General features: G+C 70.6%; 20 protein-coding genes and 2 tRNA genes. 12 read left to right on the top strand and 10 right to left on the bottom strand.

Annotated features, from left to right (window positions below; all coding sequences use genetic code 11):
- Nucleotides 1-19: 19 nt before the first annotated feature.
- The 5 genes from FS825_RS03825 to FS825_RS03845 all read left to right on the top strand — a co-directional run bounded on the left by FS825_RS03825 (nucleotide 20) and on the right by FS825_RS03845 (nucleotide 5,632).
- Nucleotides 20-3,019, top strand: a complete 3,000-nt coding sequence (locus tag FS825_RS03825) for an alpha-mannosidase (RefSeq protein WP_144710988.1) — start codon at nucleotides 20-22, stop codon at nucleotides 3,017-3,019.
- A 28-nt stretch (nucleotides 3,020-3,047) separates the two neighbouring features.
- Entirely contained in the window at nucleotides 3,048-3,947 is a 900-nt protein-coding gene (locus FS825_RS03830; RefSeq protein WP_144710990.1) for an endo-beta-N-acetylglucosaminidase H, read from the top strand.
- A gap of 214 nt (nucleotides 3,948-4,161) precedes the next feature.
- On the top strand, nucleotides 4,162-4,452 hold the full coding sequence (locus tag FS825_RS03835; RefSeq protein ID WP_144710992.1) for a DUF1905 domain-containing protein: 291 nt from the start codon (nucleotides 4,162-4,164) through the stop codon (nucleotides 4,450-4,452).
- 334 nt (nucleotides 4,453-4,786) lie between these two features.
- Nucleotides 4,787-5,107, top strand: a complete 321-nt coding sequence (locus FS825_RS03840; RefSeq protein WP_144710994.1) for a hypothetical protein — start codon at nucleotides 4,787-4,789, stop codon at nucleotides 5,105-5,107.
- Nucleotides 5,108-5,164: 57 nt separating this feature from the next.
- Entirely contained in the window at nucleotides 5,165-5,632 is a 468-nt protein-coding gene (locus FS825_RS03845) for a type II toxin-antitoxin system VapC family toxin (RefSeq protein ID WP_144710996.1), read from the top strand.
- Here FS825_RS03845 and FS825_RS03850 read toward each other — a convergent pair.
- Nucleotides 5,601-5,674 (bottom strand) — tRNA-Gly (locus FS825_RS03850). The two genes, FS825_RS03845 and FS825_RS03850, sit on opposite strands and share 32 nt — an antisense overlap.
- Nucleotides 5,675-5,740: 66 nt before the next feature.
- On the opposite strand from FS825_RS03850, the gene FS825_RS03855 reads away from it, so the two are divergent.
- From FS825_RS03855 to FS825_RS03875, 5 genes are all read left to right on the top strand, one after another.
- Complete coding sequence (locus FS825_RS03855; RefSeq protein WP_144710998.1) at nucleotides 5,741-6,076, top strand: hypothetical protein; 336 nt, start codon at nucleotides 5,741-5,743, stop codon at nucleotides 6,074-6,076.
- Nucleotides 6,077-6,132: 56 nt separating this feature from the next.
- Nucleotides 6,133-6,209, top strand: a tRNA-Pro gene (locus tag FS825_RS03860).
- A gap of 51 nt (nucleotides 6,210-6,260) precedes the next feature.
- A complete protein-coding gene (gene tig, locus FS825_RS03865) occupies nucleotides 6,261-7,568 on the top strand; it encodes a trigger factor (protein WP_144711000.1) in 1,308 nt (435 codons plus the stop codon).
- Between the two features lie 159 nt (nucleotides 7,569-7,727).
- Nucleotides 7,728-8,357, top strand: coding sequence for an ATP-dependent Clp protease proteolytic subunit (locus FS825_RS03870; RefSeq protein ID WP_144711002.1), 630 nt, complete (start codon nucleotides 7,728-7,730; stop codon nucleotides 8,355-8,357).
- 29 nt (nucleotides 8,358-8,386) lie between these two features.
- Nucleotides 8,387-9,046 (top strand): ATP-dependent Clp protease proteolytic subunit, encoded by a 660-nt coding sequence (locus tag FS825_RS03875; protein ID WP_144711004.1) that lies wholly within the window; start codon nucleotides 8,387-8,389, stop codon nucleotides 9,044-9,046.
- 93 nt (nucleotides 9,047-9,139) lie between these two features.
- Here FS825_RS03875 and FS825_RS03880 read toward each other — a convergent pair whose 3' ends face one another.
- Nucleotides 9,140-9,823 (bottom strand): copper resistance CopC family protein, encoded by a 684-nt coding sequence (locus FS825_RS03880; RefSeq protein ID WP_144711006.1) that lies wholly within the window; start codon nucleotides 9,821-9,823, stop codon nucleotides 9,140-9,142.
- Nucleotides 9,820-10,554, bottom strand: coding sequence for a YcnI family copper-binding membrane protein (locus FS825_RS03885; protein WP_144711008.1), 735 nt, complete (start codon nucleotides 10,552-10,554; stop codon nucleotides 9,820-9,822). Before FS825_RS03885 ends, FS825_RS03880 begins: the two co-directional genes overlap by 4 nt.
- A gap of 206 nt (nucleotides 10,555-10,760) precedes the next feature.
- Here FS825_RS03885 and clpX point away from each other — a divergent pair, with 206 nt between their 5' ends.
- The gene (gene clpX / locus FS825_RS03890; RefSeq protein ID WP_144711010.1) at nucleotides 10,761-12,041 is read left to right on the top strand and encodes an ATP-dependent Clp protease ATP-binding subunit ClpX; all 1,281 of its coding nucleotides are present in this window, start codon (nucleotides 10,761-10,763) and stop codon (nucleotides 12,039-12,041) included.
- A 129-nt stretch (nucleotides 12,042-12,170) separates the two neighbouring features.
- On the opposite strand, the gene FS825_RS03895 is transcribed toward clpX, so the two are convergent.
- The 4 genes from FS825_RS03895 to valS form a co-directional block, all read right to left on the bottom strand.
- On the bottom strand, nucleotides 12,171-14,198 hold the full coding sequence (locus FS825_RS03895) for a M3 family metallopeptidase (RefSeq protein WP_144711012.1): 2,028 nt from the start codon (nucleotides 14,196-14,198) through the stop codon (nucleotides 12,171-12,173).
- 38 nt (nucleotides 14,199-14,236) lie between these two features.
- Entirely contained in the window at nucleotides 14,237-14,818 is a 582-nt protein-coding gene (locus tag FS825_RS03900; RefSeq protein WP_144711014.1) for a TetR/AcrR family transcriptional regulator, read from the bottom strand.
- An 87-nt stretch (nucleotides 14,819-14,905) separates the two neighbouring features.
- Nucleotides 14,906-15,157: a hypothetical protein gene (locus FS825_RS03905; RefSeq protein ID WP_144711016.1), complete on the bottom strand. Its 252-nt coding sequence runs from the start codon at nucleotides 15,155-15,157 to the stop codon at nucleotides 14,906-14,908.
- A gap of 62 nt (nucleotides 15,158-15,219) precedes the next feature.
- Entirely contained in the window at nucleotides 15,220-17,811 is a 2,592-nt protein-coding gene (gene valS / locus FS825_RS03910) for a valine--tRNA ligase (protein ID WP_144711018.1), read from the bottom strand.
- Nucleotides 17,812-18,158: 347 nt separating this feature from the next.
- On the opposite strand from valS, the gene proP reads away from it, so the two are divergent.
- A complete protein-coding gene (gene proP, locus FS825_RS03915) occupies nucleotides 18,159-19,679 on the top strand; it encodes a glycine betaine/L-proline transporter ProP (protein WP_144711020.1) in 1,521 nt (506 codons plus the stop codon).
- A 477-nt stretch (nucleotides 19,680-20,156) separates the two neighbouring features.
- On the opposite strand, the gene FS825_RS03920 is transcribed toward proP, so the two are convergent.
- Genes FS825_RS03920 through FS825_RS03930 form a run of 3 tightly spaced genes read right to left on the bottom strand, consistent with a single transcriptional unit; the run spans nucleotide 20,157 to nucleotide 23,703 of the window.
- Entirely contained in the window at nucleotides 20,157-21,857 is a 1,701-nt protein-coding gene (locus FS825_RS03920; protein WP_144711022.1) for an ATP-binding cassette domain-containing protein, read from the bottom strand.
- The gene (locus FS825_RS03925) at nucleotides 21,854-22,771 is read right to left on the bottom strand and encodes an ABC transporter permease (RefSeq protein ID WP_260980996.1); all 918 of its coding nucleotides are present in this window, start codon (nucleotides 22,769-22,771) and stop codon (nucleotides 21,854-21,856) included. Before FS825_RS03925 ends, FS825_RS03920 begins: the two co-directional genes overlap by 4 nt.
- Nucleotides 22,768-23,703, bottom strand: a complete 936-nt coding sequence (locus FS825_RS03930) for an ABC transporter permease (RefSeq protein WP_395885470.1) — start codon at nucleotides 23,701-23,703, stop codon at nucleotides 22,768-22,770. Before FS825_RS03930 ends, FS825_RS03925 begins: the two co-directional genes overlap by 4 nt.
- Between the last annotated feature and the right edge of the window lie 40 nt (nucleotides 23,704-23,743).

Genomic DNA, 23,743 nt, shown 5'->3' on the forward strand with positions numbered 1-23,743 from the left:
CGCAACCAGGAAGGTCCCCATGCACGACGACATCCCCCTCACCACCGGACGCGCACGACGGGTCCTCGACGAGCGCATCCTGCCGGCCGTGCACGCCACCGCGACGCCGCTCGACACCGCCTGGCACGAGCTGCCGGGTGAGCCGATCGCACCGGCGTCCGGGCTCGCCCTCGACTTCGAGCCGTACGAGGTCGGCACGACGTGGGGAGCGGCGTGGGGCACGACGTGGTTCCGGCTGACCGGGACCGTCCCGGTCGAGTGGGCGGGGCGTCGCATCGAGGCCGTCATCGACCTCGGTTTCGACAAGAACATGCCGGGCTTCCAGTGCGAGGGACTCGTCTACCTCGCCGACGGCACCCCGGTCAAGTCGATCAACCCGCGGAACCAGTGGGTGCTCGTCACCGAACGGGCCGAGGGCGGCGAGACCGTCGAACTCTTCGTGGAGGCGGCGTCGAACCCGGTCCTCCTCGACTACCACCCCTTCCTCGTCACGCACGAGGGCGACATCCAGACCTCGTCCTCCAAGCGCCTGTACACCTCGCGGCGGATGGACCTCGCCGTGTTCGACTCGGAGGTGCACGAGCTCGCGCTCGACATCGACGTCCTGCTCGAGCTCCAGGCCGAGCTGCCGGAGGGCCCGCGGCGGATGCGGATCCTGCAGGCGCTCGACGACGCCCTCGACCGGCTCGACCTGCAGCACATCGCCGCGACCGCGCCGGACGCCCGCGCAGCGCTCGCCGAGGTACTCGCCGCGCCCGCCGAGGCCTCGGCGCACACGATCTCCGCCGTCGGACACGCCCACATCGACTCCGCCTGGCTCTGGCCCGTGCGCGAGACGATCCGGAAGGTCGCCCGCACCACCTCGACGATGACCGAGCTCATCGACCAGACCGACGACTTCCTCTACGGCATGTCGAGCGCGCAGCAGTACGCCTGGATCAAGGAGCACCGCCCCGAGGTCTACGCCCGGGTCAAGGCCGCCGTCGCCGCCGGCCGGTTCCTGCCGATCGGCGGCATGTGGGTCGAGTCCGACACCGTGATGCCGACCGGCGAGAGCATCGTCCGCCAGTTCTCGCAGGGGCAGCGGTTCTTCGAGCGCGAGTTCGGGATCCGGCCGAAGGGCGTCTGGCTGCCGGACAGCTTCGGGTACTCGCCGGCGCTGCCGCAGCTCATGCGCCGCGCGGGCTTCGAGTGGTTCTTCACGCAGAAGATCTCGTGGAACCAGGTGAACAAGTTCCCGCACCACACGTTCCTCTGGGAGGGCATCGACGGGTCGCGGGTGTTCTCGCACTTCCCGTCGATGGACACGTACAACTCGCGGTTGAGCGGGTCCGAGGTCGCGAAGGCCTCGCGCCAGTTCCGCGAGAACCGACTCGCCACCGGGTCGATCGCACCCGTCGGCTGGGGTGACGGCGGCGGTGGCACCACCCGCGAGATGACCGGCACCGCGGCACGCCTGGCCGACCTCGAGGGCAGTGCGAAGGTCCGCTGGGAGCACCCGGACGACTTCTTCGACCGCGCGAAGTCCGAGCTCACCGATCCGCCCGTGTGGGTGGGCGAGCTGTACCTCGAACTGCACCGCGCGACCCTCACGTCGCAGCACGGGACGAAGCAGGGCAACCGCCGGTGCGAGCAGCTCCTCATCGAGGCCGAACTGTGGTCCGCGACCGCCGCCGCCCGGACCGACTTCGTCTACCCGTACGACGAGCTCGACGCGCTCTGGCAGCAGGTCCTGCTCCAGCAGTTCCACGACATCCTGCCCGGCACGTCGATCGCGTGGGTGCACCGCGAAGCGGAGCAGAAGTACGCCGAGACGGCCGCGAGCCTGACCGCGATCATCGAGCGGGCACTGTCGGCACTGGCCGGTGTCGGCGACCGGACGGTCGTCGTGAACCCGGCCCCGTTCCTCCAGGCCGGCGCACCCGCGCAGGGCGCCGTCGAGGCGACCGACGTGCCGGAGGCGAGCGCCGTCTCCCTCGCCGAGGCGGACGGCGGGTACGTGCTCGCGAACGAGCTCGTGCGGGTCGTCGTCGACGCGCAGGGACTCGTGACCAGCGCCGTCGACCTGACCACCGGGCGGGACGCGATCGCGCCGGGGCAGGCGGCGAACCTGCTGCAGCTGCACCAGGACTTCCCGAACATGTGGGACGCGTGGGACGTCGACCGGTACTACCGGAACCGGGTCGAGGACCTGGTCACGGTCTCGTCGTTGGACGCGTCCGTGGGGGCCGACGGCGTCGCACGGGTCGTCGTGTCGCGGGCCTTCGGCGACTCGACCGTCACGCAGGAGATCACGCTCGCGCCCGGGTCCCGCACCCTCGAGTTCGACCAGACGACCGACTGGCACGAGACCGAGAAGTTCCTCAAGGTCGCGTTCCCGCTCGACGTCCGCGCCGAGCACACCGTCGCCGAGACGCAGTTCGGCGCGCAGAAGCGGGTGACGCACACGAACACCTCGTGGGAGGCCGCGAAGTTCGAGACCTCGATGCACCGCTACGTGCTCGTGTCGGAGCCCGGGTTCGGTGTCGCGCTGGTGAACGACTCGATCCACGGGTTCGACACCACCCGCGATGCCGTCGACGGGCACGTCACCACGACCGTGCGGCTGTCGCTGCTGCGGGCGCCGCGGTTCCCGGACCCGGAGACCGACCAGGGCGTGCAGACGCACCGGTACGGGATCGTCATCGGGACCGACCAGCTCGGGGCGACGGAGGCCGGCGTGGTGATGAACGCCGCCGCGCGGACCGTCACCGGGTCGCACGGGTTCGCGCCGCTGGTCGAGGTGTCCGGTGACGTCGTGCTGTCGAGCGTGAAGCTCGCGGACGACCGGTCGGGTGACCTGGTCGTGCGGGTGTACGAGCCGAGCGGGCGGCGGGGGACCGGCAGCGTGGCCGTCGACGGTCCGTACGGGGCGTCGGTCGAGGTCACGCTGCTCGAGGAACCGCTGGCGGACACGGACGCGTCCTCGTTCTCCGTGGACGCGTACGAGGTGCGGACCTTCCGCTTCCCGCACAACTGAACGACCGAACCATTCAAGGAGGAATGAGATGAAGAAGTCCGTGAAGATCGGGATCGTGGCGGCCATCGCCGCGATGGTCGCCGCACCGATGGTGCCCGCCGCAGCAACAGCGGCACCAGCGTCGACCACCGCCACGAAGTCCGGGCCGACGAGCATCGCGTACGTCGAGGTCAACAACGACCAGCTCGCCAACGTCGGCCGCTACCAGCTGGCGAACGGCGCGAACGCGTTCGACGTGGCGATCATCTTCGCCGCGAACATCAACTGGAACGGCTCGAAGGCCGTCCTGGCGAACAACACCAACGTCCAGGCGACCCTCGACAACGCGGCCACCCAGATCAAGCCCCTGCAGGCGAAGGGCATCAAGGTGTCGCTGTCGATCCTCGGCAACCACCAGGGCGCCGGGATCGCCAACTTCCCGACGCAGGCCGCGGCCACGGACTTCGCGTCCCAGGTCACCGCGACCGTCACGAAGTACGGGCTCGACGGGGTCGACCTGGACGACGAGTACTCGGACTACGGCACGAACGGCACGCCGCAGCCGAACTCGCAGTCCATCGGGTGGCTCATCACCGCGCTCCGGGCCCAGATGCCGTCGAAGCTGATCTCGTTCTACAACATCGGCCCGGCCGCGTCCTCGCTGTCGTCGTCGAGCAGCACGATCGGCTCGAAGCTCGACTACGCCTGGAACCCCTTCTACGGCACGTACTCGGCGCCGTCCATCCCGGGGCTGTCGAAGTCGAAGCTGTCGGCTGCGGCGGTCGACATCCAGAACACGTCGCAGTCCACCGCGGTGTCGCTCGCGCAGCGCACGAAGGCCGACGGGTACGGCGTGTTCATGACGTACAACCTGCCGGACGGTGACGTCTCCGGGTACGTGTCGGCGATGACGCAGCAGCTCTACGGGCAGGCCGCGACGTACCACTGACGTCGCGTCTCGAGCGGCGGCGGCGGCTCGCGGCTCGCGGCTCGCGCGTGTGCGTCTTCCGCGTTGAGCGGGAGTCTTCCGCGTCAAAGCGACAGATCTCGCCCGCGCGGCACCGCCCCCTCTGCCGAAGCGATAGGTTCCCGCCGAACGTTCGCGGGAACCTGTCGCTTCGGCGAACCGGCTACCGGCGGCGTCGCGGCCGTACGATCGCGGCGTGGAACTCGAGTTCAGCGGCGAGGTCATCGAGTGGCGCGGACCGGCGCCGTTCTTCTACGCGGTCGTGCCGCCCGACGCCGCCGAGGTCATCCACGAGCTCGCCCCGATGCTCACCTACGGGTGGGGCGTCATCCCCGCGCGGGTGACGATCGGCTCGGTGACCTGGACGACCTCGCTGTTCCCGAAGGACGGCGGGTACCTCGTGCCGCTCCGCGCAGCCGAGCGTCGTCGTGCCGGCGTCGACCTCGGCGACGCCCCGACGGTCACCCTCGAGCTCGGCGGCCCCTGACCCTCGTTCCTCCCCAGCAACGCCCGTCCGCGACCCTGTCCACAGCCGTCACTGACTCGTCCAGTCGTCGCGCCGCTCCTCCCTACCGTCCTGAGCGTGGAGGGGAGGTGGCGATGGTCGAACGACCACGACATCCGAAGAAGGAGATCGAAGCCATCATCCGCACGGCGGAAGCCAGTGGATGGCGCTTCACGAAGGGACGCAAGTACTACAAGGCGTACTGCCCGTGCGGAGAACACCTGCTCACGGTGCACCTCACGCCTTCGAACCGCTGGTACGTTGTGCATCTGAAGTATCGGTTCGCGCGATCGAGCTGTTGGGATGGGAGAACACGATGACGAACTACCTCGTACACCTGGAGTGCGCCGCGCTGGTCGACGGAGCCGATGACATCACGGCGGCGTTCGATCTCATCGCGGACGCGCTCTTCGAGCTCGAAGACGTCCACGACCAGGACCTGAGCGCGGACGTCGGCACACGGACGCTGACCTTCTCGGTCGGAGTCACTGCCGACGACGAGTTCGGTGCGCTCGACCGTGCGCTCGGAGCCGTCCGAACCGCCCTGCACGCTGCCGGCCGCGGGACCCCGGGATGGGAACAGCACTACCGGATGCTCCGGCAAGAAGTCGAGGAGCAGCCGGTCGTCACGATCTGAGCGAGGAGTGACATCCCCGCTCGTCGACTCCTCGTGGGCGCGGAGCACACTGGTCGCATGACGAGGTACGGGATCGATGCCGGGGTCGCGCTGCGGATCGTGCGTGGCGAGGTGGTGGTGGACTCGTCGCACCAGCTCGTGGGGCCGGCGGTACTGCGGTCCCACGTCCTGGCTGCGCTCTACCGTGAGGTCCGCGCCGGGTCGATGGACGAGCAGACGGCGCGGGCGTTGCTGGACGGCCTCGCCGCGCTCCGGATCCGACTACTGGGGGACCGGGTCTCGCGGGCGACCGCGTGGAAGATAGCGATGGAGCTCGGGTGGGACGAGGTCGGGCCGGCTGAGTACCTCGCGGTGGCGATCCTGCAGGCAGACGCCCTGGTGACCGAGGACCCGGTCCTCCGTTCTGCAGCCGACGGCCTGATCCGGGTGGTTCCCGTGGAGAGCCTGGGGGCGTCCAGGAGAATCGCGGATCGGCGCAGTGCAAGTCGGGATGTGGAGGGGATGACGGGAATCGAACCCGCGTAGCCAGTTTGGAAGACTGGGGCTCTACCATTGAGCTACATCCCCGCGGCTGCGCACGAGTCGCAGCCCCATCATCGTAACGGACGAACGAGCCGGACCAGACACCGCGACATGCCACCACGCGTCACCCTGCCGCCGACGGACCGGGAAGCCCGCCGCATCAAGCACTCCCGAGTGCTCTCGTACGCCCTCGTGCTCCTCGCAGCCGTGGTGTTCTCGCTGCGTCCGGAGCTGTTCGGGGACCCGCAGACCCAGCCCGCCCACGCCCTCCTGCACGTGTGGCGGATCGTCGCCGGCATCGTGCTCGCGCTCGCAGCCGTGGCGGTCCAGATCGTCGTCGGCGTGCAGTGGCGAAGCGGCCTCCGACGCGCCGCCGAGGACGACGACCCCGACCCGGCCGAGCACACCCGAGTACCTCCCGGGAACCGACCACCGGCAGACCGCTAGACTCATCGGCGTCGCATGCGCCTCTGGCGCGCGCGGACACCCCTGGCCCATGCAGACGGGGCGTAGCTCAGCTTGGTAGAGCGCCCGCTTTGGGAGCGGGAGGTCGCAGGTTCAACTCCTGTCGCCCCGACCAGGTCCACCAGAACACCGACCACACGAACGTCAACCAACAGGAGTACTCCCCTTGGCCACCAGCACCGTCGACAAGGTGAGCGACACCCGCGTCAAGCTCACCGTGAACGTGACGCCGGAAGATCTCAAGCCGAGCATCGACCACGCGTACAAGCACATCGCCGAGCAGATCAACATCCCCGGCTTCCGCAAGGGCAAGGTCCCGCCGGCGATCGTCGACCAGCGTGTCGGCCGCGGCGAGGTCCTGAACCACGCCGTCGGTGACGCCATCGACAACTTCTACCGCCAGGCGGTGGAAGAGCAGGAGCTCCGCATCCTCGGTCGTGCCGAGGCCGACGTCTCCGAGCTCCCGAACGTCAAGGACTTCACGGGCGACCTCGTCCTCACCTTCGAGGTCGACGTCCGTCCCGAGTTCGACCTGCCGGAGTACGACAAGTACGAGCTGACGGTCGACGCGGTCGACGTCTCCGACGACGAGATCGAAGAGGAACTGCAGAACCTCCGCACCCGCTTCGGCACGCTCGTGACGGTCGACCGTCCGGCGACCACGGGTGACTTCGCCCAGATCGACCTCACCGCCACCATCGGCGACGACGAGGTCGACTCGGCCACCGGCGTCTCCTACGAGATCGGTTCGGGCGACCTGCTCGAGGGCATCGACGAGGCGCTCGAGTCCCTCACCGCCGGCGAGTCCACCACCTTCGAGTCGAAGCTCGTCGGTGGCGACCGTGAGGGCGAGACCGCCCAGATCGCCGTGACCGTCACCGCCGTCAAGGAGCGCGAGCTCCCCGAGGCCGACGACGAGTTCGCCCAGATCGCGAGCCAGTTCGACACGATCGAGGAGCTCAAGGCGGACCTCAAGGAGCAGATCGCGAAGTCGAAGTCGTTCGGCCAGGGCGCCGCGGCTCGCGACAAGCTCGTCGAGAAGCTCATCGAGGACGTCGACATCCCGATCTCGGAGAAGCTCATCGAGGACGAGGTGCACCGTCACCTCGAGCAGGAGAACCGCCTCGAGGACGACGAGCACCGCAAGGAGGTCTCCGAGTCCAGCGAGAAGGCCTTCCGCTCGCAGATCCTCCTCGACTCGATCGCCGAGAAGGAAGAGATCCAGGTCTCGCAGGAAGAGCTCACGCAGTACCTCATCCAGGCCGCTGCGCAGTACGGCATGGAGCCGGCCGAGTTCATCAAGGTGATCGACCAGAACGGCCAGATCCCCGGCATGGTCGGCGAGGTCGCTCGTTCGAAGGCCGTCGCGACGGTCCTGTCGAAGGTGACCGTGAAGGACACCAACGGCAACGACGTCGACCTCTCCGCCTTCACGGCGGGCGTCGCGCAGACCCCCGCGGACGACGCGGAGTAACGCCACCAGGACGACGGACGGGAGGCGCGGTGCCAGCTGGCACCGCGCCTCCCGTCTCGTATTTCCGCACCGCCTGACCGCCGTCAGCGAACAGGCGCGAACTGCTGCGTTGCACCCGATAAGTTCGACATCAAGCGACAACTGAACGGGAGCTTTTCCATGGCCGAAGCAACACTGAACCCCAGTGTTTTTGACCGCCTTCTGAGAGACCGGATCGTGTGGCTCGGCTCCGAGGTCCGCGACGACAACTCGAACGAGATCGCAGCCAAGCTGCTGATGCTCGCCGCCGAGGACCCTGAGAAGGACATCTACCTCTACATCAACTCGCCCGGTGGTTCGATCACCGCCGGCATGGCCATCTACGACACGATGCAGTTCGTCCCGAACGACATCGTCACGGTGGGCATCGGCCTGGCCGCCTCGATGGGGCAGTTCCTGCTCTCGTCGGGCACGCCGGGCAAGCGCTACATCACGCCGAACGCGCGGGTGCTGCTGCACCAGCCGTCCGGTGGCTTCGGCGGGACCGCTGCCGACATCCAGACGCAGGCGAAGGTCATCCTCGACATGAAGAAGCGGATGGCGGAGCTCACGGCGGAGCAGACCGGCAAGTCGATCGAGCAGATCCTCAAGGACAACGACCGCGACAACTGGTTCACGGCGCAGGAGGCCCTCGAGTACGGCTTCGTCGACCACCTCCGCGCGTCGAGCGTCGAGGTCATCGGCGGCGGCGGAACGGTCGCCGACGGCGAGACCCCGACCGACGCGGCCGACCCCGACGCCAAGTCCTGATCCGACCCACCGTAGAAAAGGAAACGAGAATGCATCTCCCAATGCTCGGTGGCGCGCAGAACGTCCCGGCTCCCTCTGATCGGTACATCCTCCCGAGCTTCGAGGAGCGCACGGCCTACGGCTACAAGCGCCAGGACCCGTACGCGAAGCTCTTCGAGGACCGCATCGTGTTCCTCGGCGTCCAGGTCGACGACGCGTCGGCCGACGACGTCATGGCCCAGCTGCTCGTGCTCGAGTCGATGGACCCGGACCGCGACATCGTGATGTACATCAACTCGCCCGGTGGCTCGTTCACCGCGATGACGGCGATCTACGACACGATGCAGTACATCCGTCCGCAGATCCAGACGGTCTGCCTCGGCCAGGCGGCTTCGGCCGCGTCGGTGCTCCTCGCTGCCGGGACGCCCGGCAAGCGTCTGGCGCTGCCGAACGCTCGGGTGCTCATCCACCAGCCCGCTGTCCAGCAGGGTGGCGGTCAGGCGTCGGACATCGAGATCCAGGCGGCGGAGATCCTCCGCATGCGCACCTGGCTCGAGGAGACGCTGTCGAAGCACTCGAACCGCACGCCGGAGCAGGTCAACAACGACATCGAGCGCGACAAGATCATGTCCGCCGAAGAGGCGCTCGAGTACGGCCTGATCGACCAGGTCCTCACGAGCCGCAAGAACCTGCCGGCGCTCGTCAAGTAGCACCGGCACATGAAGGCCCCGCACCGTCCGGTGCGGGGCCTTCGTCGTGTCGCGGCCGGCCTGGAGGCGCGGTGCGGGTCCGGCGGGCGGGCGTCAGTCCGTCTCGGGACCGTCCACCGCGTCGCGCTCGTCGTCCGCGGCGGGCGCGGGACGACGGCGGAGCAGGAGCAGGAGGGCCACGACGACGCCGACGAGGACGATCCCCCCGGCACCGATCCAGATCGCGTCGGAGGCAGTCGACTCCCCGCTGCCCGACGCCGTGCCCGTGGTGTCGCCGCCGGAGCTCGCCGCGCCGCCATTGCTCGACGTGGCGCAGACCGGGGGCTCCGTGGCGCCCTTCGCGGGCGTGAACCCGGCGGGGGCGTCCCACGTGAAGGTGTACTCGTCGGACACGGTGTGTCCGTCGGCGGAGATGATCTGCCACTCGACGGTGTACTTGCCGGAGTCGCCGAGCGCGGCCTTCGTGGTCATCGACGGCCCGTCGACGTCGAGGCAGCCGTCCTCGTAGTACTTCCCGTCCGGGCCGACGATCCGGTACGCGAACCCGGAGTTCGTGTCGCCGATGTCGAGCAGCTTGTCGTTCGTGGTGATCTCGAACGACTCGGGCAGCGAGGTCAGCGTGCCGTCGACCTTCGGGGTCGAGGCGACCATGTAGTTGTGCGCCGAGGCGGGGCCGGCCAGACCGAGGACGGCACCGGCCACGATCGCGACGGACAGGGCGGCGGCCGACCCGCGCCTCCAGGCCGACGCCACGTGCCCACCGGACCGCTTCGTCACTTGGTGGTGCTCCGGCGACGGGTGTTCGCGACGGCGACGACCAGGGCGACCGCGCCGAGCACGAGGCCGCCGAGGCCGAGGAAGCGACCGACCAGGTCGGGGTCGGCGGGGGAGGCGGTCGAGGCGCTGGCGTCGGCGGTGGCCGTCGGCGTGGCTTCGATCGGGTCACCGTCGGCGGCGACGGGCACGGCTGCGGTCAGCACGATGGAGGGGGCCGGGTGCTCGGGCTCGGCGGCACCGGTCTTCTGCTCCTGGTTCCACTCGACGGACCCCTTCTCGCAGGTCTGCAGGGCGGGGAACTCGACGCGGTCGCCGGCCTTGCCGTCCGGCAGCGAGAACGACAGCTGGAAGGTGTCGCGCTCGTCAGCGGGGAGCGGGGTCTTCGCCGTGTAGGTGACGCTCGTCACGCGCTCGCCGGCGTCCTCGGCGGACTCGTCGTCGGCGGAGGACGACGGGCTCGTGTACGGCTCGGTGGCCTTCGTGATGGTCCAGTTCGGGTTGACCGTCGGCGTGACCTCGATGATCGACTCCGGCACCTGGAACTCGATCTTCGTCGTGGGGGAGCCGTCGCAGCCGTGCGGGACCGAGAAGGTCGCCGTCGTGTACGAGTCCGCGGCGGTCGACGTGGCGGTCGCTTCCACGTGGGCGCTGGCGACACCGGCGGTGCCGAGGACGATCAGAGCGGTGACGCCGAGGGTCGCGGTGCCGACGACGGCGAGACGCTTGGTCATGGGGTTCCTTCCAGGGGTGCACTTCTACAACTTGTAGAGAAGTCGAGGACACGCTAGCAGGATCGAACGCCCTGGGCGAACGCGCTGCGGGAAACCGGCTCGGCGTCGCCGCTGGTGTCACCGGTTGCGATTAGGCTCGTGGACAGTCGGGCGGGCCGTCGGCCAGCATCCGGCGAACGCATCGGTCAACCAGGGAGGGCACCGACATGGCACGCATCGGAGAGAGCGCTGACCTGCTCAAGTGCTCCTTCTGCGGCAAGAGCCAGAAGCAGGTCCAGCAGCTCATCGCCGGTCCCGGGGTGTACATCTGCGACGAGTGCGTCGAGCTGTGCAACGAGATCATCGAAGAACGACTGGCCGAAGCCGGCGAAGACACCGCCAGCGGTGACTTCGAGCTCCCCAAGCCGCGCGAGATCTTCGACTTCCTGCAGGAGTACGTCATCGGGCAGGACCCGGCGAAGCGCTCCCTGGCCGTCGCCGTCTACAACCACTACAAGCGGATCCGTGCGCAGGGGCAGATCACCGCGGCGGAGGACCGCGACGACGTCGAGATCGCGAAGTCGAACATCCTGTTGATCGGCCCCACGGGCTGCGGCAAGACCTACCTCGCACAGACCCTGGCGAAGCGGCTCAACGTCCCGTTCGCCGTCGCCGACGCCACCGCACTGACGGAAGCCGGCTACGTCGGCGAGGACGTCGAGAACATCCTCCTCAAGCTGATCCAGGCCGCCGACTACGACGTGAAGCGTGCCGAGACCGGCATCATCTACATCGACGAGGTCGACAAGATCGCCCGCAAGGCCGAGAACCCGTCGATCACGCGCGACGTCTCCGGTGAAGGCGTGCAGCAGGCGCTGCTCAAGATCCTCGAAGGCACGGTCGCCTCGGTCCCGCCGCAGGGCGGACGGAAGCACCCGCACCAGGAGTTCATCCAGATCGACACGACGAACGTGCTGTTCATCGTGGCGGGGGCGTTCGCGGGGCTCGAGGACATCGTGTCCTCGCGCGTCGGCAAGCGGGGGATCGGCTTCGGCGCTCCGCTGCACAGCCCGCTCGACCAGCAGGACCTCTACGCCGACGTCCTGCCGGAAGACCTGCACAAGTTCGGCCTCATCCCGGAGTTCATCGGGCGTCTCCCCGTCGTCACCACGGTGTCGCAGCTGGACCAGTCGGCGCTGATGCGGATCCTCACCGAGCCGAAGAACGCGCTCGTCAAGCAGTACCAGCGGATGTTCGCGATCGACGGGGTCGAGCTCGAGTTCGACCGCGGTGCGCTCGAGGCGATCGCCGATCTCGCCGTGCTGCGGCAGACCGGTGCTCGTGGGCTCCGGGCCATCCTCGAAGAGGTCCTCGGGCCGGTGATGTTCGAGGTGCCCTCGGACGACGACGTCGCTCGCGTGGTGATCACCCGCGAGTCCGTGCTCGAGAACGCTGCGCCGACGATCGTGCCGCGGCCCCGGGCGAAGCGCGTCGAGAAGTCCGCGTAGCGCACTCGCTCCTTCCCATCACACCGGGGATGGAAAGTGGAATCGGGCGTACCTGGTCGAACGTTTCGACACGGTACGCCCGATTCCGGCAGGTACGCCCGATTCCGCCCGGCACGCGGGCGCCCCGCCCTACTCGAGCCCGCGTCGCCGCAACAGCGGCCCGACCTCGGCGTCACGCCCGCGGAAGTCCCGGTACGCCTCGAGCGGGTCCTTCGCCCCGCCGACCCCGAGCAACTTCGACGCGAACCGCGCCCCGGCCTCCCGCGAGAGCCCACCGTTGTCCCGGAACCACTCCACGGTGTCCGCGTCGAGCACCTCCGACCAGATGTACCCGTAGTACCCGGCGTCGTACCCGCCCGAGAACGTGTGCGCGAAGTACGTCGACGAGTACCGCGGCGGCACGGCTGCCACGGCGATCCCGGCCGATTCCAGTGCTGAGCGCTCGAAGTCCTCGACGGAGGTGACCTCGGCGGCCTCGGCGGCGGAGAGCCGGTGCCACGCCTGGTCGAGGAGCGCGGCGGCGAGGTACTCCGTCGTCGCGAAGCCCTCGTTGAACCCGGCGGAGTCGCTCAACCCGAGGACGAGCTCGGGCGGCAGCGGTTCACCGGTCTCGTGGTGCTTGGCGTAGTTCGCGAGCACGGAGGGCCACGACACCCACATCTCGTTCACCTGCGACGGGAACTCGACGAAGTCCCGCTCGACGTTGGTGCCCGAGAACCGCGGGTAGGTCGTGCGGGCGATGAGCCCGTGCAGCGCGTGCCCGAACTCGTGGAACAGCGTCTCGACCTCGTCCTGGATGAGGAGCGTCGGCGACCCCGCCGCCGGCTTCGCCACGTTGAGGTTGTTCACGACGACGGGCAGCGTGCCGAGCAGGTCGGACTGCTCCACCACGGGGTTCATCCACGCACCGCCCCGCTTGCCGTCCCGCGTGTAGAGGTCGAGCAGGTACAGGCCGACCGGCTCGTCGGTGTCCGAGCGCACCTCGAAGACCCGGACCTCGTCGTTGTAGCCGTGCAGGTCCGGACGCTCGGTGAAGGTCAGCCCGTACAGCTCCCCGGCCGCGTGGAAGACCCCGTCGCGGAGGACCCGGTCGGCCTCGAAGTACGGGCGGAGCGCCGAGCTGTCCGCCGCGAACTGTTCACCGCGCAGCAGCTCGGTGGCGTACGCCCAGTCCCATGCCTCGACCTCGAACCCGACGACACGGGAGCGGACGGCCCGCTCGTCGTTCGCGTTCGCGGCCGCGGCGGGGACGAGCGAGGACAGCAGTCCATCGACGGCCTCCGGCGTGCCGGCGGTCTCGTCCGCGGTGACCACGGCGGCGTGGTTCGGGAAGCCGAGGAGCTCCGCACGCTCGGCGCGGAGCCGCACGATGCGCAGCAGCACCTCGCGGTTGTCGTGCTCGTTCCCGCGGCGCCCGCGGGACAGCGAGGCTTCGAGGATCCGCTCACGGAGGCCGCGGTCCGCGAGGGACGCGAGCCACGGGTGCCCCGTGTACAGCGGCAGCGTGATGAGCCAGCCGTCGAGCCCGCGGTCGGCGGCGGCACTCGCGGCAGCGGACTTCGCGCCGTCGTCGAGGCCGGCGAGTTCCTCCTCGGCGGTGACGTGGACGGCGAGGTCGTTCGTGTCCTCGAGCAAGTTCCGCTCGAACGTCGTGGTGAGCGTCGAGAGCTCCTGGTTGATCGCGGTCAGCCGTTCCTTGCCCGCGTCGTCGAGCCCGGCACCCGCGAGCGTCATCTCCGTGTACGTCCGCTCCACCAGACGGCGGTCCTCGTCGGTGAGGTCCGTGCGCTCGCCCAGCCCCGACCGCACCGCTGCGATCCGCGCGTAGAGCCGACCGTCGAGGGTGATCGCGTCACGGTGCGCGGCGAGGAGCGGGGAGACCTCGGCCTCGAGGTCGTGCAGCTCCGGCGTCGAGTCCGCCGACGACAGCGTGAAGAAGACGTGCGAGACGCGGGCGAGCCGCTGCCCGGTGCGTTCGAGCGCCACTAGGGTGTTCTCGAACGTCGGGGTCTCGGTCGAGGCGGCGATCGCCTCGACCTCGGCGCGCTGCTCGGCCATGCCCGCGTCGAACGCCGGCTGGTAGTGCTCGAGCCGGACGTCGCGGAACGGCGGGAGGGAGTAGGGGAGGGTGCTCGGTTCATCGAACGGGGTTGCCATCACCCCACCCTACGGACCGTGGGGAGTACCCGCCCCGGTCAGCGCGTCGCTGCGTCGATGAGCGTCTCGGCGGCGCGCCGTGCGTGCAGCGCCGGCGCCGTCGACTCCGCGATCGCGGCGGTCGTCTGCGCCCCCTCGGCCAACAGCGCGAGCTGCGCGGCGAGTTCCTCGGCACGCTCCGGGTCGGCGACGGCCTCGGTCGCGAGCGAGGAGACGAACCGCTGGAAGGACTCCTTGTGGTCCCGCGCGATCTCGGCGATCGCGGGGGAGGTCGCCCCGAGCTCGCCGAACGCGTTGATGAACCCGCAGCCCCGGAACGTGTCGTCGCCGAACCACTCCTCGAGGAAGTCGTACATCGCGAGGAGCTTGTCCCGCGGGGTGGTGGCAGCGTCGACCGCGCCGTGCACCCCGCGCTCCCAGAAGTCGTGACGGCCGGCGAGGACGGCGAGGATGAGCTGCTCCTTGCCGGGGAAGGCCGCGTACAGCTTCTTCAGCGAGACGCCGGCGCCGGTCCGGATCTCGTCCATGCCCACGGACTGGATGCCGCGCGTGTAGAAGAGCTGGTCGGCGACGTCGAGGATGTGCGCCCGGACGTCGGGCTCGATCGTGCTGGTGTTCATGACGTACCGCGTTCCCTCCGTGTCCACCGTCCTCGACCTGCGCCGGGAACCCTCGTTCTCCAGTCTAGGCGTCCGCCCTCGGACGGCTCAGTCCTCTTCGGCGGCGTCGTCCGGGTTCGTGACCTGCGCGTGCCCGGCGTCGTCGAGGTGGATCGAGGTGCCGTCGTCCAGCGTCACGATCGGCTTGCCCTCGAGGTAGGTGAGGGTCCACCCCCACCCCGCCGTGTCGACGGACTCCGCCGCGAGCTCGTCCTCGACCCCGCGCACCGCGACGACCACCGCTTCCGGCAGTCGCGACGGCGACTCCCCACCCACGTTCCAGCGTGTGCCCAACTGCATCCGTGCCTCCAGTCCGGTGTCCCCGGCCGCGTCGCCTGCGCGACACGGCCGGACGACCGACGTTACGCCTGCTGCTCCGCCAGCTCGATCTCGGTGACCGCCAGCTCGTCCCCGTCCGCGAAGGACAGGTTCTCGATCCGGCCGACGGCCGCGAGGTCGACCGCCGCGCGCTCGATGAGCGCCCGCGTCTCGGCCGGTGCCGCGACCACGGCACGCGTCACGGGCGTCTTCTGCGAGGCCTTCGCGGCGGTCTTCGCACCACGGATGCCGATGAGCGCCTGACCGACGGCACCGAGGAGCCCCGACGGCTCGGCCTGGGTGGGCAGCTCGGCCACGGTCGGCCAGGAGGCACGGTGCACGCTGGTCTCGTGGGTCCAGGCCCACACTTCCTCCGTCGCGAACGGGAGGAACGGTGCCAGCAGGCGCAGCAGCGCGTCGATCGCAGCGCGGAGCGCGAGGACCGCGCTCGCCTGCGTCTCGTGCGTCGACTCGGTCGCGGTGCCGTACGCGCGCTCCTTGACGAGCTCGAGGTAGTCGTCGCAGAAGGTCCAGAAGAACCGCTCCGTGACCTCGAGTGCGCGGGCGTGGTCGAAACCGTCGAAGGCCGCGGTGGCCTGGTCGATGACGCTGCCGAGCTCGGCGAGCATGTCGACGTCGAGCGGCTCGGTCACGGCGCTCGCACCCTCGGGCACGGGGAAGCCGTAGACGAACTTCGCCGCGTTGAGGACCTTGATCGCCAGACGACGGCCGACCTTGATCTGCTTCGGGTTCTGCGGGTCGAACGCCGCGTCGGTGCCGAGCTTGGACGAGGCCGCCCAGTACCGGACCGCGTCGGCGCCGTGCTGCTCGAGGATCGACAGCGGGGTGACGACGTTGCCCTTCGACTTCGACATCTTCTTGCGGTCCGGGTCCACGATGAAGCCGGAGATCGACGCGTGCTTCCACGGCACGGTGTCCGCTTCGAGCTGGCTGCGGAGCACCGTCGTGAAGAGCCACGTGCGGATGATGTCCTGCGCCTGCGGGCGGACGTCGTACGGGTAGACCAGGTCGTAGAGCTCCGGGTCGGACTCCCACTTGCCGGCGAGCTGCGGGGTGAGCGACGAGGTGGCCCAGGTGTCCATCACGTCGAGCTCGCCCTGGAAGCCGCCGGCCACGCCGCGCTGGTCCTCGGTGTAGCCCGGGGCCGGCTCGGACGCCGGGTCGACGGGCAGCTGCGCCTCGGTCGGGACGATCGGCTGGTCGAACACCGGGTTGCCGTCGGCGTCGAGCGGGTACCAGACCGGCAGGGGCACGCCGAAGAAGCGCTGGCGCGAGATGAGCCAGTCGCCGGAGAGGCCGCCGACCCAGTTGTCGTAGCGGACGCGCATGAAGTCCGGGTGGAACGCGATCTCCTCGCCGCGGGCGCGGAGCGTCGCCTTGAGCGACTCGTCGCGGGCGCCGTTGACGATGTACCACTGGCGGGTGGAGACGATCTCGAGGGGCTTGTCGCCCTTCTCGAAGAACTTCACCGGGTGGGTGATCGTCTTGACCTCGCCGATCAGCTCGCCGGACTCGGTGAGGGCGTCCACGACGACCTTCTTCGCCGAGAACACGGTCTTGCCGGCCATCTCGGCGTAGAGCGCCTTGCCCTGCTCGCTCTCGATCCACGCCGGCTCGTCGGAGCGGACGCGACCGTCGAAGCCGATGATGGCGCGGTTCGGCAGCTGGAGCTCGCGCCACCACACCACGTCGGTCGTGTCACCGAAGGTGCAGACCATCGCGATGCCGGCGCCCTTGTCCTGCTGCGCGAGGTGGTGCGCGAGCACCGGGACCTCGACGTCGAAGAGGGGGGAGCGGACCGTCGTGCCGAAGAGGTGCTGGAAGCGCTCGTCGTCCGGGTGTGCCACGAGGGCGACGCACGCGGGGAGGAGCTCGGGGCGGGTGGTCTGGATGACGATGTCGTCGCCGCCGTCGACCGGGTGGAAGGCGATGCCGTGGTACGCGCCGGGCATGTCCTTGTCCTCGAGCTCGGCCTGCGCCACCGCCGTGCGGAACGTGACGTCCCAGAGCGTCGGGGCGTCGGCCTGGTACGCCTCGCCGCGCTCGAGGTTGCGGAGGAACGCGCGCTGGGCGCTCGCACGGGAGGTGTCGTCGATCGTCCGGTACGACTGGGTCCAGTCCACCGACAGGCCGAGCGTGCGGAAGAGCTGCTCGAACTGCTGCTCGTCCTGGACGGTCAGGCGCTCGCACAGCTCGATGAAGTTGCGACGGGACACCGGGATCTGGTCGGCGGCCTTGCTCGACTTGCCGTCGCCGCCCTCGAACGGCGGGACGAACGTGCCGTCGTAGGGGAGCTGCGGGTCGCAGCGGACGCCGTAGTAGTTCTGCACGCGACGCTCGGTGGGGAGACCGTTGTCGTCCCAGCCCATCGGGTAGAAGACGTGCTTGCCGCGCATGCGCTCGTAGCGGGCCTTGAGGTCGGTGTGCGTGTACGAGAACACGTGCCCGATGTGCAGCGAACCGGAGGCGGTCGGCGGCGGGGTGTCGATCGAGTAGACGGCGTCCTTCGTCGCGGCGTCGCGGTCGAAGCGGTAGGTGCCGTCCTGCTCCCAGACGGGGCCCCAGACCTCTTCGAGACCGTCCACCGTGGGCTTCTCGGGCATGGGCTTCGTCATGGCTGCGCCTTTCGATCGATGTGTGCGGCACCGAGTCCGTGATGAGGTGCCTGAATGTCCGCGCACGTGAGGCGTGGTCCTGTCGATGGTACCGGCCGCGGCGGACACTCCGGGCGCGCGCTCGTGGTCGGAGGTCGGTCGGCGGTCGCGTTGGCGATCGCCCTCTAGCACAGCGAGCTGTCGGACACGCCGGGAGTCTGCTAGGCTGTCGGGGTTTGTCCGGTGGGCGCGGGTCCGCAGGAGCTGCACCGTCGCCGTCCACTGGACGCCCGAAGGCAAGACTCAGCACTACCGGAGGAACTCACTTGGCACCGAACGAAGCACGACACTCGCACACGGATCGGCCGTTGCGCACCAAGGGCGCTGCGAAGCGCGCGCGCCGCAAGCTGACCGAGGACGACGTCACCGTCGTCGAGGAGTCGCTCCTCAAGCGTGCCGTCGCCGCGGCCGCGCTCGGCAACGCCATGGAGTGGTTCGACTTCGGCATCTTCGCGTACCTCACGGTCACGATCTCGCAGGTGTTCCTGCCGCAGGGCGACCCGGCCGCGAACATCGTCGCGACGTTCGGCTTCTTCGCCGCCGCGTTCATCGTGCGGCCCATCGGCGGGGCCGTGTTCGGCCCGATCGGCGACAAGATCGGCCGGCAGAAGGTCCTCGCGCTGACGATGATCCTCATGGCTGCGGGCACGCTCATGATCGGCCTCATCCCGTCCTACGACACGATCGGCTTCTGGGCACCCGTCCTGCTGCTCGTCGCCCGCTTCGTGCAGGGCTTCTCGACCGGTGGTGAGTACGGCGGCGCCGCGACCTTCATCGCCGAGTACTCGCCCGACAAGCGCCGCGGATTCATGGGCTCGTGGCTCGAGTTCGGCACCCTCGCCGGCTACGTGCTCGGCGCGTCGATCGTCACCGGCCTGCAGTTCGGCCTCTCCGAGGACGCCCTGCTCAGCTGGGGCTGGCGCGTCCCGTTCATCATCGCCGGGCCGCTCGGACTCATCGGCCTCTACCTCCGGCTCAAGCTGGAGGAGACCCCGGCCTTCCAGAAGCAGCAGGAGCAGGCCGCCGAGCGCGAGGGGCAGAAGACGCCGTTCCTCAAGCTCTTCGCAGAGAACTGGCGCGCGCTCATCATCTGCATCGGCCTCGTCCTGGTCTTCAACGTGACCGACTACATGCTGCTGTCGTACATGCCGACCTACCTCGAGCAGAACCTCGGGCAGAACGCCACGTTCGGGCTCATCCTCATCGTCGTCGTGATGCTCCTCATGATGGTCGTCATCACGTTCGGCGGTCGACTCTCCGACCGCTTCGGCCGTCGACCCGTCCTCGCCGCCGGCTGCATCGGGTTCATCCTGCTGTCCTGGCCGGCGCTCAAGCTCGTCCAGACCGGCACCGGTGTCGGGGTGTTCGCCGGACTGCTCATCCTCGGTGTCGTCCTCGTGACGTTCACGTCGACCATGCCCTCCACGCTCCCGGCGCTCTTCCCGACGATCATCCGGTACGGCGCCCTCGCGATCGCGTTCAACGTGTCGGTGTCGCTCTTCGGCGGCACGACCCCGCTCGCGACGGCCGCGCTCATCAACGGCGCGAAGGACGCCGGCTTCGGCTGGGCCGAGGACATCCCGGCGTTCTACCTGATGGCCGCGGCCGTCATCGGCCTCGTCGCGGTGTACTTCACGAAGGAGACCGCCGCGTCGCCGCTCATGGGCTCCGGCCCGACGGTCGGCTCGGAGGACGAGGTCGCCGGGGTCATCGCCGACTACAACGACCCGACCTCGGAGCTCGCGCAGTCCGACTGGGCGAAGGAGTTCTCGACGAGCGAGATCCCGATCATCTCGGGCGACGCCCGGAAGGAGCCCGCGGGCTCGTAGCGCCGCGGGCGCGGCGCCGCCCGCGCCGCGTACCTTCCCGAACCGGGCGTACCAGGCCGTTCCTTTCGGCCCGGTACGCCCGTTTCAGTCAGGTACCGCGCCCGTTCTGGGAAAGAACGGACGGCCGGGAGGCGCGGCGAATGCCCGCCCGCGGACCTCGCGCCCGCCCCGCCCCCGCCCCCGGCCGCCGCGCGCGCACCCGGCGGAATCGGGCGTACCTTTCCGAACCAGGCGTACCGTGCCGTTCCCTCCGGCCAGGTACGCCCGTTTCGGTTAGGTACCGCACCCGTTCTGGGAAAGAACGGGCGGCCGGGAGGCGCGGCGAGCGCCCGCCCCGGACCTCGCGCCCGCCCCCGGGTCGCGGGCACCGCCCGGCCCGGCTCCGGCCGGCCGTCGCGCCCGGCCCCGCTCGGCCCGGCGCGGGCCTGGCCGTCGCGCCCGGCCCCGGCGCGGGCTTCCCGCGCGCCGGTCCGCCGGCTACGCGGCGCCGCGCTCGGCTCCGGGGCCCGCGGCCAAGCGCTCCGCCGCATGCAGGAGCCGAGCGGTCACGGCGTGCGTCGGTCGCTCGAACACGGCCGCGGCGGGGCCGTGCTCCACCACGCGGCCCTCGTGGACGACCAGCACGTCGTCCGCCATCCTCCGCACGGCCCGGAGGTCGTGCGACACGAACACCATTGCCACCCCGGTCTCGTCCCGCAGCCGTTCGAGCAGGGCGAGCACCGCGTCCTGCACGGTCGCGTCGAGGGCGGTGACGGGTTCGTCGAGGATGATCACCTCGGGGGAGGTCGCCAGCGCCCGGGCGATCGCCAGCCGCTGTCGCTGCCCTCCGGACAAGGTCAGGGGTGATCGTCGTCGTAGCGCCGGGCCGAGCCCGACCTGCACGAGGGCGGCGTCGACCTGGGCTCCGAGCTCGCCGTCGGCGGACCGCCGGGCACCACTGGTGAATGCGTCCGCGAGCACCCGCTCGACGCTCCACCGCTCGTCGAACGTGGCGCCCGGGTCCTGCACGACGGCGGACACCCGGTGGCGCCGCGGTCGGCGGTCGCGTTCGTCGAGCGGCACCCACGGCGAGGCGTCGAGCGTTACGGTGCCGGCGTCGGGGGTCTCGAGGCCGAGGAGCATCCGCGCGATCGTGGTCTTGCCCGAGCCGGACGCCCCGATCACCCCGAGGACGCGGCCGGGCGCGAGGTCGAACGACACGTCCTCGACGGCGGGCACACCGTCGAACGCCCGAGCGAGCCCCTCCGCCGCCAGCACAGCGCCCGCGCCGCCCGCACCCGCGCTGCCGCGCCCGCCCGCGTCGCGGCCGACCGCACCCGCACCCGCCCCCGCACCCGCACCCGCCCCCGCATCCGCACCCGCACCCGCCCCCGCATCCGCACCCGCCCCTGCATCCGCGTCCGCGCGCGCGCCCGCGCCGCCCGCCGCCCGCACCAACGCCCTCGTCGCCTCGTGCTGCGGCGCCGCGAACACCGAGGACACCGGCCCCTCCTCGACGACCCGACCAGCCTCCATCACGACCACCCGGTCCGCCCACCCCGCGACCAGCCCGAGGTCGTGCGTGATGACGAGCAACCCGGCGCCCCGCGACTGGGCCGCACGCAGCTGCTCCATCACCGTGACCGCCACGCCCGCGTCCAGCGCGGTGGTGGGTTCGTCCGCGACGACCAGCGCTGGCGACCCCACCGTCGCCGCGGCGATGAGCGCCCGCTGCCGCATGCCTCCGGACAAGGTCCCTGCGAGCCGACCGTCCGTCGCGATCGACGGGTCCAGTCCGACGGCCCCCAACGCGGAGCGCACCGCATCCACCCGCGCGGCCGCCGTCATGTCGGTGTGGAGGCGGAGGGCGTCCGCGACCTCGCGTCCGACCGGTCGGAGTGGGTCCAGGGCGCCCAGCGCCTCCTGGCCGACGTACCCGACGCGCGACCCGCGGACGGAACGCCACCGTCGGTCCGAGAACGCCCGGACGTCCAGACCGGCCACCGACAGCCGGTCTACGCGGACCGAGGACCCGGGGGCGGACAGACCGAGCGCCGCCCGGGCGGTCACGGTCTTCCCGGAGCCGGACGCCCCGACGAGGGCGACGCACTCGCCGGCCTCGACCCGCAGCGCGACGTCCTGCACCACGACGATGCCACCGATCGCGACGGTCAGGCCCTCGATGTCGAGCACGGTCATCGGACGACTCCTGTTCGTCGGACCGCCCGGCCGAGCACGGTCACGGCGGTCGCGAGCACGACGATCGCGAGGCCGGGGAAGGTGCTCATCCACGGGGCGGTCTGGAGGTAGGTGCGGCCGTCGGCGAGCATCGCGCCCCACTCCGGCGCCGGAGGTGGCGTCCCGACACCGAGGTAGCTGAGCGCCGAGGCCCACACGATCGCCTGCCCGACCCCGAGCGTCCCGACGGCGACGACGGGCCAGAGCGCCGCGGGCAGCACGTGCCGGACGACGATCCGGGCGGGGGACCTCCCCATCACGACGGCGGTCTCGACGACCTGCGACCGCCGGGCGGTCCGGACGAGCCCGCGCACGATCCGGGCGTACCCGGGCGCGGTGGCGAACCCGACCGCGAGCATCGCCGGCACGGGCCCTGGCCCGGTCACCGCGATGACGACGAGTGCGACGAGCAGCAGCGGGAGGGCGAACGCGACCTCGGTGACGCGCCCGACGACGGCGTCGAGGAACCGCCCGCCGAGTCCCGCGACCACTCCGAGCACGATGCCGATCCCGCCACCGACGAGGGTCGCGACGACGCCGACGACGAGGGACGCCCGCGTTCCGGCGACGACGCGGGAGAGGACGTCCCGGCCGGACTCGTCCGTGCCGAACGGGTGGGTCCACGACGGTGCCTGCAGCGCCTGGGCCGGGTGCACCGCGAGCGGGTCCCCGCCGCCGAACAGTGCCGGCCAGACCGCGGCGACGACAGCGAGTGCGACGACCGCGGCCGCGATCGTGCCGGCCGGCCCGAGCGTCCCCCCACGGAACCGCTCGGACCGCCCGGAACGCGGCGACCGCCCGGAACGCGGCGACCGCCCGGTGGACGGGTCGCGCTGCGCATCGGCCGGGAGGCGCGGCTCGGCGATCCCGCTCACCGTGCGCCCGCATCGTTGCCGGTGGCGCGCGGGGCGCGACCCCGACGGTCGCCACCGTCGGCACGCGGGTCCACCACCCGCTCGACCAGGTCGGCGACCGCCAGCACGACCACGTACGCCGCGGCCGACACGAGCGCGATCCCGGCGACGAGCGGCATGTCCCGCTGCGTCACCGCGGTCACGAGCGCGCGCCCGATGCCCGGGAGCGCGAAGACCGACTCGACCACGACCGCGCCGGACACGAGCGAACCGAACGCCCAGGCGGACAGGGCGATCCCGGGGAGCGCGGCGTGCCGGAGCAGGTGCCGGCCGAACAGCCCCGCGCGGGTCTCGCCGCGGCTCCGGGCGGCCAGCGCGAACGCCGAGCGCTGGGCGTCGACCACGCCGTCGCGCACGGTCTCGGCGAGGTACCCCGCGACCGGCACCGCGACCGTGAGGACCGGGAGCACCCAGCCCCGCACGGTGCCGTCGCTCACCGCGGGCACCCACCCGAGGGCACTGGCGAACACGACGATGAGGACGCTCCCGAGCCAGAAGTGCGGCGTGACGCTCGCGGTCACGCTCAGGGCGCTCGTCAGTCCGGCCGCGAACCGGCCCCGCTGCGTCGACCACCACGCCGCGGCGATCGCGAGCACCCAGGCCACGACGAGCCCGAGCACCGCGAGCGTCAGCGTGACGGGGAGCTGCTGACCGAGGAGCGTCGCGACCGGGGTCCGGAACGCGTAGGAGTCTCCGAGGTGCCCGCTCGCGAGCCGACCGAGGAACACCGCGTACTGCACGAGGACGGGCCGGTCGAGGCCGTACTCCTGCCGGACGGCAGCCACCGCCTCGGCCGAGGCCTGCGACCCCGGGCCGCCGAGGATCGCGAGCGCGGGGTCACCGGGGATGAGCCGGATCGCGACGAACACGATCGTGGCGACGGCCCACAGCACGCCGAGACCGCCCAGCGCGCGCCGGAGCGCCCAGCGTGAC

It is taken from the genome of Curtobacterium pusillum (assembly GCF_007680845.1).
Lineage (GTDB): Bacteria > Actinomycetota > Actinomycetes > Actinomycetales > Microbacteriaceae > Curtobacterium > Curtobacterium pusillum_B.